The organism is Dyadobacter sp. HNCC25DJ187, from assembly GCF_056895255.1.
This window is the reverse complement of sequence record NZ_JBXHAT010000001.1, coordinates 1,347,833-1,361,461: the sequence shown is the minus strand read 5'-3', so window position 1 is coordinate 1,361,461 and position 13,629 is coordinate 1,347,833. Positions and strand designations below refer to the sequence as shown.

The following is a 13,629-nucleotide window of genomic DNA, read 5'->3' as shown; positions in this document are numbered from 1 at the left end:
TCGTTCTGACTATCGGGTTGCCATCTGGCATCATTTTAGTGTATAGTTATCGAACAAACAAACTGAAAATTATGAAAAAATTAATGATCATTGCCGCTTTTGTTGCTGTTTCCACCATGAGCTATGCACAAGAAACCACTGCTGAAAAAGCAAAGGCTACTTCACAAAAAGTGGGGGAAGAAGTTAAGAAGGATGCAAAAGTTGTTGGAAACGGTGTGAAAAAGGGAGGGGAAAAGGTTGGTGAGACCGCTGAAAAAGGATATAACGCTACTAAAAAGGGTGTAAAGAAAGGTGCGAAAGCCGTAGGTGAAACTGCTGAAAAAGGTTATGATGCTACTAAAAAGGGTGTCAATAAAACAGCTTCCAAGATTGAAAAGAAAACGGATGACAAGTAAATAATTGTCTGCCCTGGTAAAAAGTCCGGCACCAACTGCCGGACTTTTTTACTTTAGTCAAGGGCAACTCTATAATCCGGGTCATCCATGATATTTACTTCAATTACAGATGATGCATTGTCAAGTAAATGTCTGCAATCTTCACTCAAATGTTTGAGATGTAGTTTTTTGCCTTCTTTGGCATATCGCTCGGTTAATTTATTCAAAGCTTCAATTCCGGACATATCTGCGATACGACTATCTTTAAAATCGATAATAACTGTATCGGGATCATTTTTGATGTCGAACTTTTCATGAAATGCCATCACCGATCCGAAGAATAGTGGGCCATAGATTTCATAATGTTTGGCACCATCTTTCATATATTTTCTGGCTCTGATTCTTTTGGCACTTTCCCATGCGAACACGAGTGCCGAAATGATCACACCGATCAGTACAGCAAGTGCCAGATTATGAAGGAAAATAGTGATAAGTGCTACCAGAATTCCTACAAAGATATCCTGCCGTGGCATTTTGTTGATGATACGAAAGCTCGACCATTCAAAAGTGCCAATCGCAACCATGATCATCACACCTGTAAGAGCTGCCATCGGCACGAGGTCGATGACAGGTGAAGCGAACAAAATAATAAACAGAATTGTGAATGAGGCTATGATTCCTGACAGACGTGTTCTGGCTCCCGCCGAAAGGTTGACAAGTGTTTGTGCAATCATGGGGCAACCACCCATTCCGAAGAAAAATCCGTTCAGGATATTGGCGCAGCCCTGGGCCAGACTCTCCCGATTACCGTTTCCTCTCGTCGCAGTAATTTCATCTACCAGGTTTAGCGTTAGCAGCCCTTCGGTAAGTCCAACACCTGCCATGATGAGTCCATATGGAAATACGATTTGTAGGGTCTCGAATGTAAACGGAACGGCCGGGATATGAAAAGGGGGTAAGCCTCCACCTACAGAAGCAATGTCCCTGACCAGTCGGGTATCAATTTGGAAGCCCATTACAACGCAAAAAACAACGATGATGGCTACTAGGGAAGGAGGGACTGTTTTGGTAATACGTGGAAAAATAACGGTAATTGCTATAGTAAGTAAAACCAGTCCGGCCATAGTCATGAGGGCACTGCCCTGCAGCCAGCCTTCCGCACCTGCCTGCCTTATTTTAAACTGATCAAGCTGTGCCATAAAGATGATGACTGCCAGGCCATTCACAAACCCATACATCACCGATTGTGGTACAAGTCTTATGAATTTGGCGAGTTTAAAAATGCCTACCAAAAGTTGAAAAGCACCTGCAAGTATAATAGCGGCAAATACATACTCGATACCGTGTGAGATCATCAGCGCAATAAGGACAACTACGGTAGCACCTGCTCCGCCGGAAATGAGTCCGGGCCTGCCGCCGAAGACAGATGTAACAAGCCCCATAATGAATGCGGCGTAAAGTCCGCACAAAGGTGGAAGCCCCGCAAGTATAGCGAAGGAGAGAGATTCCGGAATCATTGTCATAGCGACAGTGAGGCCGGCCAGAATTTCATTTTTATAATTGATCTGCTGACGGAAATTTAACAGATTGAGGTAAGACTGCATGGCTTAAACAGGATTCACATTTTCTGCGAAAGTACTGTTTTTTTCTCTGTGCTTCTGTGTGTTTGCTCAGCCAGTGGCGAATTATAACATAACTCCCCGATTTCATGAGAAGATCAGGGAGTTATCCATGCGCTTAGTATGTTAGCTTCGTAATTGTACCATCTTTGTAACTCAGAAGATAATACATATTATTTTTACCATGGATAATATCGGTAGGCAGGTTTAACTTGTCCAACAATACATTACCACTTTCATCAAGTACCTTGCCGGTATTCGGACTAAATCCCATTCCGAATAAACCGTATTGTAATACGACTGGCTTATTTTCAGCTGAAAGTGTGATATGTGTAAGACTGGTAAAGCCGGTTTTATATTCAGTTACACTACCAAAGTCATCAATCTTATATATTTTGGCAGCCTTTTCAGCAAAAGGAAATCCTGTAAGTGTACTAACCAGAAAGTTGGTTCCATCATATACTATACCTGTTGGAACTGCATCTGCCTGATCAGCTTTTGGAATTTCGGCGAATTTACTTAGCGCACCAGTATTTTTATCTCTTTTAATAATCGCATTTGCACCTGCGTCAGCAATATATAGATTGCCATCTTTTCCAAAAGTCAGGTCGTAAGCATTGGAATTGAGCGGGTTTGTAAGGGCAAGACTTCTGACATAAGTTCCGATATCCTGAACTTCCAGTGTATTAATTTTAACAGAATCACTGCCTGGTTTAAAACCTGAAACGTCCGCTGTGTACAGTTTGCCGCTAATTCCATGCAAAATGTATAGTTTACCACTCCGATAAAGCAGGTGACTAATCCCCTCAATAGATCCCATAGAAACGGTAGATGGTAATTTAGACAGAAAGGTGGTTTTAACCCCAGTTTGAGTGAACATGGATACGCTGGCATCGTCTTTACCTGTACCGGCCTCTGTCACCCAAATATTATCATTGTCGTCAAGGGCAATTCCAATGGGCGCAGCTAAATTGTTTACAAATGAAGTCTGTGTTAATTTGGCAGGTCCTGCTGATGGCGGTTGATGGTCGGTACAACCAATAAAAAGTAATGTAATGCCTGCCAGCGCAAAAGTGGAGAATGAGCTTTTCATCACGTTGTTTTGGGTTTAGTGAATTTAATTATAAAAATAATTACACTTCATCTGAAACACACTACATTTTCCAGTTTAACATTTATAAAACTTACTTAACGGTATTCGTTGCTTTTTTTAAGTAGATTATTAATAATATATTGTTTGTCAATGTTTTATAAAGAGTTTTGTTGTTCCAGTAGCTGAGCCATTTTTGATCTTAATTCCACTACGTTGTTAACGCCAAGTTTGGCAAATACAGTAGCTTTTACAGTGCTTACCGTAGACGATTTAAGCCCCAGAATCAAGGCGATTCCGGAGGTTCTTTCTCCGTCACTGATAAGTTTTGCAATTTCGGATTCACGAAGGGAAAGTGCCCCTGGTGTTTTCAGAGGAATTTTTCTCTGAATCACCTGCTCAATGATGTGCTGCTGAACCGATTTACAAAGGTAGTTTTTACCTTCCAGGACCGTTTTAATACATTTTATAAATTCGTCTTCTTCACAATTTTTGTCCAGATAGCCATCAATCTTTGCTCGTAACCCTTTTAACGCTTTATTGTAATTGGCATTTTCTTCATAAATAATCAGGAAGGTATTAGGGAAAAGTGATTTGTACTTGCTGGCAAGCATAAAGCCTTCTCTTTCATGAATATTATCCATGCTCATTATGATAACATTCGGATTGAAATGGACCAGGGCGGTTTCTGTACCCTCATCGGCATTCCTTTCGATCACCTCAGATTTTGGGAAATTGTTATCAATAATATGATTTAGCCCTTTTCGGTAGATAAAATGATCATCGATGATGGCAATACGTAACATGTGGATGGGGTAATGGATTAATTCTGGTAGTGGATAGCAAAGCAGTCATACACGACAAACACCCAAGTAGGATCTTATGTGTAATCAGATTCAGTATTAGATCAAACAACGGTAATACGCTGTCGAGAGATTTCTCAGCAGGTATACATGTATTTAGATTAAAGCCGCTGTGTATATAAATAATGCTTTCTGAGAAGCTTGCTTGTACTTTGTGAAAAAAGGTAGGATATCCGAAATTCTCCGTTGAGTTGTGGCATTGCGAAATTTTATATAGTTGAGGGATGCAGTTTTTACACTAAACTTTTGTTAAAGCCTAAAAAAGCAGGTATATCTTCAAATGTAGCGGATAAAATTTAATGTGCCTAGACAATATACGTATAATTTTTTAAGACAGCGGTTACAAGTTATATCAATGTGAAAATTAATAGATTTAGTTGTATAAATATATTGTTCAAGTTGAATTAAACTATGAAGCAGATCAAGATACTAATCACTTCGCCAACTCATTGACGCGCCATTCGGTGATAGCTTTGATGATATGTAGTGGTAATGGTTGGTCGTGTGGAAGTTGAATGGATCCTTTGCCAGTTTTGTAACCTGTGAAATCCATCCCGATGTCAGCAGGATTTACAGGAGCCGGGTAGAAGCCAATGTGGTTTTTAAATGCAGTAAAGTGAACGAGATTACCGTTCCATACAAAAGTGGGCATTCCATATTTAATAGTTTCTTTAGCTTCCGGAACAATTCCTTTTATAACCGATCGAATCTGCTGGAGACGTTGCTGAATCTCATGAGGAAAGCTTGTGATATACTCTCCAATCGTTGTAGGTTTGTTTGTAGCAATCATAGTGATGCATGCGTTCAGTCTTGTTGAAAAGGTTTTTTTTGCTTTGTAAGATTATTGAAAATATTGTTATATTATAATTTAATTTGATGAGGTGGAATTTTATCATGTATTCGATGTTGTAATTAATCACGGCTTCATACAGTTTTTGTATTTTTGAGGATGACGTTTTCAGTTGCAAATCAAAAGTACACTACGCCGGTGATCAAGGAAGATCAACCGGACGACTCTTTTAAGTTTCAAAATCTCCCTGCACCTACAGGTGAATATCCTTATCATTTGAATCTGGAAAAAGTAATTTCTGAGGATGTTACAGATACACTGGTTTTTCACATGGTTGGTGATACAGGTAGCCTAAGAAGCCCCGATTTTCAGAAGCTTGTTGCCAGTCAGCTGGAGGATCAATTCACCCGTGCAGATAAACCTGCGTTTCTCTATCATCTTGGAGACGTAGTATACAATCATGGTGAATTAGAGAGGTTTGAAAAGCAATTCTTTGGTCCGTATCAGAATTATCCTGCACCAATATTCGCTATACCGGGCAATCATGACAGTGATGTAAATCCTGCTAATCCTGTTCCGTATACAAGTCTTTCAGGATTTATGCAGGTATTTTGTTCAACGGAAGCAGGTGCAATTGAGTTTAGTGGCGGTAGTAAGCGGCAGAGTATGGTTCAGCCCAATATGTATTGGGTTTTGGAAACACCTCTTGCCAATATTATAGGGCTGTATGGAAATGTTACTAAGTATGGGTCTATCACAACAGAGCAGGAGAAGTGGTTTATTGAACAATTGGAATGGACGGTTTCTGAGCATCCTGATAAAGCCCTGATTGTTTGTATTCACCATGCTCCTTATTCAGCAGATATTAATCATGGGTCGAGTATACCTATGATTGAATTTTTTGAAAGAACATATAGAAGAACCGGAGTAAGACCTGATATTGTATTTAGCGGGCATGTTCACAACTACCAAAGGTTCAATAAGAAATATGACGATGGTGTACAGGTTCCGTTTATCGTTGCAGGGGCCGGAGGTTATGATGAGCTTCATGCTGTTGCAGAACAATCAGATGATCGTTTCACTTCGGAGAATCCGCTATTCGAAGGAGTAGAACTCAGGAATTTCTGTGATACTAAACATGGATTTCTTAAGGTGACACTATCCAAAAAGTCAGAAGCAGTGGAGCTTGTTACCGAATATTACACAATTCCTCACGAAATGATTACGGAAGACTTTGCTCCGGCGACTTTGTTTGACCGGAATAGCATATCTATCAGGTCCGTAAAGGGTTAAGTATTGCTGCAGAGTCCTGTAAAGCTGGTTATTTATAGGTTACCGTTTTGCGGTAGCGATAAGTAACCAGCTCTTGTGAGGCACCGGACTATTGATTTTTACTGGAAAGAGCCATTTTCTTAGCAAGTTCTATGGAGTCTCTGACATTAAGTTTATCAAATATTCTTCTTTTGTAAGTACTGATGGTGTTTTGCTTCAGATTGAGGACATGAGCAATTTCCTTTGTCCATTTCCCTTCGATCAGTAATTGCATTACCTGTAATTCGCTAGGCGTCAGTTGGTTAGTTTGCTTTGGCTCCCCGATGTTAGAGATTAAAGTCTGCTGTATTTCATAGCTTAGGTATTTTTTGCCATTCCTTATGGTATTTACAGCATCCTTAAATTCTTCGGGAGTCGCTTTTTTGGAAACGAAACCATCTGCACCTGCCTGCAGGTATGGCATTGCATACAAATGTTCGTCAAAAGCTGAATGTATAAGGATATGGACCTTTGGGGATATCTTTCGGATCATATCCATCATTTTCAGGTTCTCTCCACCAGGTAAGTCAATGTCCAGAACAATAATATCGAATTTTTCTTTCTCGAGCAGAACTAATGCATCCGGAAATGTAATAGCGGTTTGAATTGTAGCTTCGGGGCTAATATCCTTTATCGTTAGCGTTGTACCGATAATGAATAAAGGGTGATCCTCAACAATTAATACGTTCATTATAAATTCAATCAGTGGAAGTTAAGGTATGCCAGCAGTGCCGCATTTAATTGCAGTACTGCTGTATCTGTCCCTATTGAAGAAGGGATAGCGTATAATTCTGATGAGTGTGTGTAGCGAACATCAAAGTTCTGATTTTTAATCAAATTTTTCCATAGAAATACAACCGTTAATCTATAGAATTTTGACGACGGAAGAGATGAATTTATTTATCTAAAAGATATAAATAAACAAAGTTCCTATCATTGATAACCTCATCTAGGTACGATAGTATGACGCAATGGTCTTGGTGAAAAAAATTAGCACGTAACTATCTTACGGTGTATAGTCTTTTTCAAAAGTACGGCTTTTTAAATAGGATGTGTATTTAAAAAGTTATAAATATTTTCCAGCGTTTATTCTATTGCTATTGTGTCCGCTATATAGTAAGAATACTATTACTTACAAAGTAGAATAGATTTGATGTAAATGCAGATATATTCCCAATTGGTTGATTTGCAGGGTATTTTGGTTGTTGCTATCGGTGGAATGTCCTACTTTTGAACCGTTAAGATAACCCGGAAATTGAATTTTTTCTATTCGATATTTTTCTCTTACGCTTTATAATGTAGGATATTATTTATTGAAAAAATTAAATCTGGATATGGTTTTGGGTTGCTCTTTGTGTTTTAAGGTCACGTCGAATTACAACGTGATTATTATGGAATTTATATCAAATAATTACTAATCAACAATTTAATTGAGTAAGTGTAATGAAGAAACTTTTAGCAATTTTTCAAGTTGTAGTATCTCTCGGAGTTCATAATATTGTATCTGCGCAGACGCTACCTATTCTTCCGGCGCCCAACCATGGCTCTGCTCATAATGCTACTATAGCTGGTAAGGTAGTTGTAGGTGGTTCGGCCCAGGGGTCAGCTGGTATCATAGCCATTTTGTCTCGTGTCGATGGTGATGTTCCCGAGCCGGTGTCCTATGCAATTACGGATGCTGATGGGAATTTTAGTCTTTCAGGGTATGCGGGAGTAGCTTACCAGGTTAGCTATGAATATCCGAATGCAGGTTTTACATCGTCTGCAGGAAACCCGTCTTCAAGTTTGACAGCGACTGCTGGTGTCAATCCTATTTCCGACTTTGTCCTGACGAGACGTGAAAATGCAATTACCAATTGCAATGTATCCTTTTTGCAAGCTACGGACTGGAATGGGAATATTATAGTTGCTAAACCCGTGGCTACTTCTGGTGTTACGTTGCAATCAGTTTCCGTTTTTCAATCGGCAGCAGTAAAAAACCCTAAAATAACAATAACGGCAGAAAGTACAGGTGCAACTTACTCCAAATTAGACGTTGGTGCTCAGGTGCAAATTTCAGGTCCTTCAAACACGCCAAGAAATATATTGGAATCAGCAAAAGGCTTTGCCGGTCCGTTTGATGATGAAAAGTTAGTACTTGCTGCTGGCCAGGAACTGTCTTACTATAATATTTCCTCAGCTAAGTATTTTGAAAATAATTATTCCTCACCTTCATCTATATACACAGGGACAGGATCTGTTAATTTTGCTGTAAGAGCTACTGCTTTTACCAGTACGACAAGTACCAGCGGTAATTCTACTTTTCAGGTTGCAACAGAAGCAATGGCCGGAGTATGTCTTACGTATACATATGCGAAAAACCCACTTCCTGTAACATTGACATCTTTCTTAGCCAAAGCTGAAACAGAAGGAAAGCTTAATTCGGTGGATGTTATCTGGAGCACAACAGCTGAGGTTAACAGTGAAAAATTTGAAATCGAAAAAAGCGCAGATGCGAAAAAATGGCAACTTGCGGGAACGGAAGCTGCTTCGCAAAACAGTGATAAGTTAACAACTTACAAGTTCACAGATTTGTCTCCGCTTGCAGGAAAGAGTTATTATCGTCTTAAAATGATAGACTTGGATGGCTCTTTTGCTTACAGCAAAATAGTTGGGGTACAGCGTGAAGGTGGTAATATACAATTGAACCTTTTTCCTAACCCTGTTGCTCAAGAATTGTTTGTGCAGGAAGAAGGTCAGCCACTGGTGAAAGAAGTTGCTATATTCAGCAATAACGGTAAGATTGTCTCCCTTAGTAATGATGTTGCAGCCAATAAGGGTGTAGATGTAAAAGGACTGCGTACAGGTACTTATCTGGTCCGTGTGAAAAGTAATGACGGATCACACTATACACACCGTATTGTAATTGCCAGATAAAACCACAGAGAAACAAAAAACGCATTACTATTGAAAAAGTGATTGTCACATGGCAATCACTTTTTTTGTTTATCCGGGAATTTAAATTTTCGTTCATCCGCTTTATTTATTCACAGTGGATTTGAGTAGAGCCACTCTGAAGTATTTACCTGTGTTGCTGGGTGAGATTATAATAGATTAAGTACGTTGGTATTGTTGGTAATGTATTCATTAGTAGTTGTTTATTAGGTTGTATTGAGTTGTAGTAGCCTATTGGCTCCCAAGCCAGTGGTATATAAGGTTTGAGTTTAATATTAATTATGAATTAACAATCTAACCCAGTGAACAAGTGTTCTATAAATTTTCACTCTGAATTAAATATAACAATTCTAAGATGAAAGTATTTTAAACAAAGATTTTAAATGGTTGTTTAAAATTTCTATTTCAATCTGTTGGAGAATCCAAAATCATGAACGACCTTTGTTCCCAACAACATCAATTAGCATTGTGAAGTGTATCAACTTATCCAGTGAGGAAAAATTAAAGGAGGCTGCTAAGTCCGTCTTTTTAAAGAAAGGTTTTGCGGGTACTACGGCGAGGGATATTGCGGATGCGGCAGGTATGAACATTGCGCTTACGAATTACTACTTTAGGAGTAAGGAGAAGCTATTTATTGAGGTTTTCAGAGATTTGTTTCAATTGTACTGTACCAATACGATCAAAATTCTGGAAAAGCCGATTGGTCTGGAAGAAAAGATTATCGAGATCATTGAAGAGGATTACAGGATGATGAAGGAAGAGCCAACTTTGGTACTGTTCATCATGACCGAAATTCACAGAGATTGTGAGAATTTGCTGCCCGAGCTATCAAAATATAAGGAATTGCTGAAAGGTATTCTGATAAAACAGATGGAAGATGCAAAGAAGGCGGGCCAGATGAGGGATATTGAAGTTGAGCATCTTATGCCGATTATTATTGGTAGCCTTCAGTTCGTATTTGTAGGTAAAAATATGCACCGGAAGATGTACGGGTTATCAGAGGAAGATTTTGATAAATTCACGGAAACGCATAAAAATCACGTGATCGGAATGGTAACAAATTATCTTTTCCGAAGTTCCTGACAGAAAGATGAAGAGATTGTTAACACAATTTGTTTTTTTTGTAAAATATTAAGTCGGGAACGAATATTTACAGGTGAGGGAGGTTGCATCAAAATGATTTCCCCATTTTAGACACCAGTTACAAATATGAGAAGTAAATTACATAAAAGAGTCGCTGAATTTAAGGAAGCGGCATATGCCAGAGAGAAAGGGGTTTATCCTTACTTTCGACCCATTCAGTCGGCACAGGATACCGAGGTTTTAATTGGTGGAAAGCCGGTTCTGATGTTTGGCTCCAACTCTTATCTGGGGCTTACTACGCATCCGTATGTTATTGAGTCTGCTCAGAAGGCAGTTGAGAAATATGGCAGTGGCTGTGCTGGCTCGCGTTTTTTGAATGGTACTTTGGACATTCATGAGCAGTTGGAGAACCGTCTTGCCAAATTTACGGGTAAGGAATCTGCAGTTCTATTCAGTACGGGATATCAGGCAAATCTGGGTGCTATTTCCTGTCTGACCGGCCGTAATGATTATCTTATTCTTGATGAAAGAGACCATGCGTCCATTATAGATGGCAGTCGGTTGTCATTTTCAAAAGTTGTGAAATACAAGCACAACGACATGGCTGATCTTCGTAAAAAGATTAACCTGTTACCTGAGGATGCTGTAAAGCTCATTGTGACAGATGGTATTTTCAGCATGGAAGGAGATATCGTGAAACTTCCGGAGTTGAACGAGATCGCTGTGGAATACGGAGCGTCTGTGCTTGTAGACGATGCGCATGGATTGGGAGTTATCGGAAAGAATGGTGCAGGTACAGCCTCTCATTTCGGACTGTCCGATTCTATAGATCTCATCATGGGAACGTTCAGTAAGTCGTTTGCTTCTCTGGGCGGATTTATTGCTAGTGATCAGGCTACGATTGATTATATCAAACACCGTGCAAGAGCGCTTATTTTTAGCGCAAGTATGACTCCGGCAAGCGTGGGAAGTACACTTGCTGCTTTGGAAATTATCGAAAATGAGCCTTTCCATATGGAGCGCTTGTGGGCCAATACACGTTATGCGAAGGAACTGCTTCTTGTAAACGGCTTTGATCTGGGAAATACGGAAAGTCCGATTCTGCCCATCTACATCCGGGATAATGACAAGACTTTTATGATGACAAAACTTCTTCTGGAAGCTGGTGTTTTTGTGAATCCGGTTGTATCTCCTGCAGTGCCAACGGATGAGACACTGATCCGATTCTCGCTGATGGCAACGCATACCTTCAGTCAGATTGAAGAAGCTATCGACAAAATGGCAAAAATTTACCGCGAATTATTTTCTGAACCTGTAATAGCAAGAATATGATTCGCATCCAGCCCGTAACGACAAGTAAGGAACTTGGGCGTTTTATAGATTTCCCTCATGACCTTTATGCGGGTGATCCGAATTACGTTCCCGAACTTTTCATTGCGCAAAAGGACTTATTGACGCCGGGCAAACATCCGTTTTACGAACATTCCAAAGCGCAGCCTTTTCTGGCGTATAATGGAGATCGTATCGTAGGACGAATTGCAGCAATTCTGAATCGTAACCATAATCAATTCACAGGAAGAAAGGACGGGTTTTTTGGTTTTTTTGATTGTATAAATGATCAGGAAGTAGCCAATACATTGATCAATACAGCAACTGAATGGGTCAAACAACAGGGAGCCGATACGATTGTAGGGCCTATTAACTTATCTACCAATGACACATGCGGACTCTTGGTTGAGGGATTTGACCTTCCGCCGATGGCCATGATGCCTTATAATGCACCTTATTATGAAACGCTATTACTGAATAATAGGCTGGCTAAAAAGACAGACTTGCTTGCATATGAGTTGAACGTAAATGAATCGAATGATCGGTCGGTGAGGTTACTGGAAGTGTTACAGACAAGACTGAAAAGAAGCGGTATTACGATCAGGCAGGTTAATATGAAGGATTTTAAGAATGAGGCAAAAAAAATTCGAGAGGTATATAATGCCGCCTGGGATAAAAACCTGGGATTTGTTCCGGCAACCGACAGCGAGTTTGAATACCTGGCTAAAGATCTTAAAATGATTGTTGATCCACGATTTTGCCTGGTAGCAGAGAAAGACGGAGAATTAATCGGCTGGACACTGGGTGTTCCGGATATAAATCAGATACAGATAAAAATTAAGAGAGGCAGGCTTTTGCCTACGGGCATTTTTAAACTGTTACTCAATAAAAGTAAGATCACCCGCATACGTGTATTGACCCTGGGTATTTTGGAAGAATATCGCAAAATGGGTATAGAAGCTTGCTTGTACGGAAGTATTATTAAGAATACATATGGTACACGTATTACGGGAGGAGAGTGTTCCTGGATGCTTGAAGATAACTATCTGATGAATCACGCAATTGAGCAAATCAATGGAAAGCTTTACAAGCGTTACAGGCTGTATGAAAAAGCATTATGATTAACAGGGTTTTAATTACCGGAGCAAGTGGCTTCATAGGCCAGCATCTTGTAAAGGCAGCATTGAAAGAGGGGTTTGAGGTGCATGCTGCGGTGAGGGAGTCAAGCAACATAGCGGAACTGAAGGCATTAGGCCAACAGGCAGAGGAGAGAAAAACAGGAAAGTTGTTGTTTGTATATCCGGATTTTAGCTCGAAACAGGCACTCATCCCTTTATTCAAAAATGGTGCTTACAGTCATGTTATTCATGCAGCAGGCGTGACCCGCGCCAAGGAAACAGGGATATATATCGAGATCAATGCCAGCTATACCCTCCGGCTTGCTCAGGCAGCTCTGGAGGCGGAATTACCTCTGAAGCGATTTGTTTTCGTGAGCAGCCTGGCAGCACTTGGTCCTCTACCATATGATTCACCTATACCAATTGACGAATATACCGAACCGAGACCTGTAACATCTTACGGTAAAAGTAAGTTGCTTGCAGAAAGTTATCTGGCAGAGCTGACAAAGCTTGCGCTTACAACGATCAGACCAACAGCAGTTTATGGTCCAGGGGAAAAGGATATTTATATCTTGTTTAAGACATTAAGTAAAGGTCTTGATCTATATATAGGCAAAAAGCCGCAGCAGCTGAGTTTTGTATATGTAAATGATCTGGTGGCAGCTACGATGGCTGCACTACATGAGACTGACGTGAACCATACCGTTTACAATATATCCGACGGCAGGGCATACAACCGGTACCAATTGGCCGATTTGTTCAGGAATTTTAGCAATAATAAACTCATCAGGATTCATGTGCCTGTAGGAGTAATAAAACTTACCGCAGAACTACTCGAAATATGCTCAACCTTTTCCCGTAATACCCCTGTACTCAACAGGGAAAAGATTGGAGAACTTACAGCTGAAAACTGGAACTGTTCCATTGAAAAAGCAAAAGTAAAATTGGGCTATAAGCCGCAATTCGAACTTGAAAAAGGTGTACATCAAACACTGAACTGGTACAGGGAACACCAGTGGTTATAGCATAAAACAGATCTGAGATTATGTGAGCGGAGCAGTTTTCAAAACTGCTCCGGAAGGAAGTGCTTTGAAAAATAAAAAAAAGAAATTATCCAG

Annotated in this window: 12 protein-coding genes; 7 read left to right on the top strand and 5 right to left on the bottom strand. The window is 40.0% G+C overall.

Annotated elements, in window-relative coordinates; translation table 11 throughout:
- The first annotated feature begins 71 nt into the window (after positions 1–71).
- The gene (locus AC1XUE_RS05560; RefSeq protein ID WP_483354943.1) at positions 72–395 is read left to right on the top strand and encodes a hypothetical protein; all 324 of its coding nucleotides are present in this window, start codon (positions 72–74) and stop codon (positions 393–395) included.
- Positions 396–448: 53 nt separating this feature from the next.
- Here the strand turns inward: AC1XUE_RS05560 and AC1XUE_RS05555 are convergent, their stop codons facing one another.
- The 4 genes from AC1XUE_RS05555 to AC1XUE_RS05540 form a co-directional block, all read right to left on the bottom strand.
- On the bottom strand, positions 449–1,978 hold the full coding sequence (locus AC1XUE_RS05555; RefSeq protein ID WP_483354942.1) for a SulP family inorganic anion transporter: 1,530 nt from the start codon (positions 1,976–1,978) through the stop codon (positions 449–451).
- A gap of 133 nt (positions 1,979–2,111) precedes the next feature.
- Positions 2,112–3,086 carry a ScyD/ScyE family protein gene (locus AC1XUE_RS05550; protein ID WP_483354941.1) on the bottom strand — a complete coding sequence of 325 codons (975 nt, stop codon included), beginning with the start codon at positions 3,084–3,086 and terminating at the stop codon, positions 2,112–2,114.
- A gap of 155 nt (positions 3,087–3,241) precedes the next feature.
- Positions 3,242–3,889: a LuxR C-terminal-related transcriptional regulator gene (locus tag AC1XUE_RS05545; protein ID WP_483354940.1), complete on the bottom strand. Its 648-nt coding sequence runs from the start codon at positions 3,887–3,889 to the stop codon at positions 3,242–3,244.
- A 490-nt stretch (positions 3,890–4,379) separates the two neighbouring features.
- Complete coding sequence (locus AC1XUE_RS05540) at positions 4,380–4,736, bottom strand: iron chaperone (protein ID WP_483354939.1); 357 nt, start codon at positions 4,734–4,736, stop codon at positions 4,380–4,382.
- Positions 4,737–4,895: 159 nt separating this feature from the next.
- Here AC1XUE_RS05540 and AC1XUE_RS05535 point away from each other — a divergent pair, with 159 nt between their 5' ends.
- Positions 4,896–6,029 carry a metallophosphoesterase family protein gene (locus AC1XUE_RS05535; protein WP_483354938.1) on the top strand — a complete coding sequence of 378 codons (1,134 nt, stop codon included), beginning with the start codon at positions 4,896–4,898 and terminating at the stop codon, positions 6,027–6,029.
- A gap of 88 nt (positions 6,030–6,117) precedes the next feature.
- On the opposite strand, the gene AC1XUE_RS05530 is transcribed toward AC1XUE_RS05535, so the two are convergent.
- A complete protein-coding gene (locus AC1XUE_RS05530; protein ID WP_483354937.1) occupies positions 6,118–6,738 on the bottom strand; it encodes a response regulator in 621 nt (206 codons plus the stop codon).
- A 752-nt stretch (positions 6,739–7,490) separates the two neighbouring features.
- On the opposite strand from AC1XUE_RS05530, the gene AC1XUE_RS05525 reads away from it, so the two are divergent.
- The 5 genes from AC1XUE_RS05525 to AC1XUE_RS05505 all read left to right on the top strand — a co-directional run bounded on the left by AC1XUE_RS05525 (position 7,491) and on the right by AC1XUE_RS05505 (position 13,536).
- Positions 7,491–8,963: a T9SS type A sorting domain-containing protein gene (locus AC1XUE_RS05525; RefSeq protein WP_483354936.1), complete on the top strand. Its 1,473-nt coding sequence runs from the start codon at positions 7,491–7,493 to the stop codon at positions 8,961–8,963.
- Positions 8,964–9,449: 486 nt separating this feature from the next.
- Positions 9,450–10,064, top strand: a complete 615-nt coding sequence (locus AC1XUE_RS05520) for a TetR/AcrR family transcriptional regulator (RefSeq protein WP_483354935.1) — start codon at positions 9,450–9,452, stop codon at positions 10,062–10,064.
- A gap of 126 nt (positions 10,065–10,190) precedes the next feature.
- On the top strand, positions 10,191–11,396 hold the full coding sequence (gene spt / locus AC1XUE_RS05515) for a serine palmitoyltransferase (protein ID WP_483354934.1): 1,206 nt from the start codon (positions 10,191–10,193) through the stop codon (positions 11,394–11,396).
- On the top strand, positions 11,393–12,514 hold the full coding sequence (locus AC1XUE_RS05510; protein ID WP_483354933.1) for a hypothetical protein: 1,122 nt from the start codon (positions 11,393–11,395) through the stop codon (positions 12,512–12,514). The genes spt and AC1XUE_RS05510 overlap by 4 nt, the downstream gene beginning before the upstream one ends.
- Positions 12,511–13,536, top strand: a complete 1,026-nt coding sequence (locus AC1XUE_RS05505; protein ID WP_483354932.1) for an NAD-dependent epimerase/dehydratase family protein — start codon at positions 12,511–12,513, stop codon at positions 13,534–13,536. Before AC1XUE_RS05510 ends, AC1XUE_RS05505 begins: the two co-directional genes overlap by 4 nt.
- The last annotated feature ends 93 nt before the right edge of the window (positions 13,537–13,629 follow it).

What these genes read in the sequence shown, in the direction of transcription:
- AC1XUE_RS05505 (WP_483354932.1), top strand. Translation starts at nt 12,511, where the DNA reads ATGATTAACAGGGTTTTAATTACCGGAGCAAGTGGCTTCATAGGCCAG.
- AC1XUE_RS05545 (WP_483354940.1), bottom strand. Translation starts at nt 3,889, where the DNA reads ATGTTACGTATTGCCATCATCGATGATCATTTTATCTACCGAAAAGGG.
- AC1XUE_RS05525 (WP_483354936.1), top strand. Translation starts at nt 7,491, where the DNA reads ATGAAGAAACTTTTAGCAATTTTTCAAGTTGTAGTATCTCTCGGAGTT.
- AC1XUE_RS05550 (WP_483354941.1), bottom strand. Translation starts at nt 3,086, where the DNA reads ATGAAAAGCTCATTCTCCACTTTTGCGCTGGCAGGCATTACATTACTT.
- AC1XUE_RS05555 (WP_483354942.1), bottom strand. Translation starts at nt 1,978, where the DNA reads ATGCAGTCTTACCTCAATCTGTTAAATTTCCGTCAGCAGATCAATTAT.
- AC1XUE_RS05530 (WP_483354937.1), bottom strand. Translation starts at nt 6,738, where the DNA reads ATGAACGTATTAATTGTTGAGGATCACCCTTTATTCATTATCGGTACA.
- AC1XUE_RS05510 (WP_483354933.1), top strand. Translation starts at nt 11,393, where the DNA reads ATGATTCGCATCCAGCCCGTAACGACAAGTAAGGAACTTGGGCGTTTT.
- AC1XUE_RS05540 (WP_483354939.1), bottom strand. Translation starts at nt 4,736, where the DNA reads ATGATTGCTACAAACAAACCTACAACGATTGGAGAGTATATCACAAGC.
- AC1XUE_RS05535 (WP_483354938.1), top strand. Translation starts at nt 4,896, where the DNA reads ATGACGTTTTCAGTTGCAAATCAAAAGTACACTACGCCGGTGATCAAG.
- spt (WP_483354934.1), top strand. Translation starts at nt 10,191, where the DNA reads ATGAGAAGTAAATTACATAAAAGAGTCGCTGAATTTAAGGAAGCGGCA.
- AC1XUE_RS05560 (WP_483354943.1), top strand. Translation starts at nt 72, where the DNA reads ATGAAAAAATTAATGATCATTGCCGCTTTTGTTGCTGTTTCCACCATG.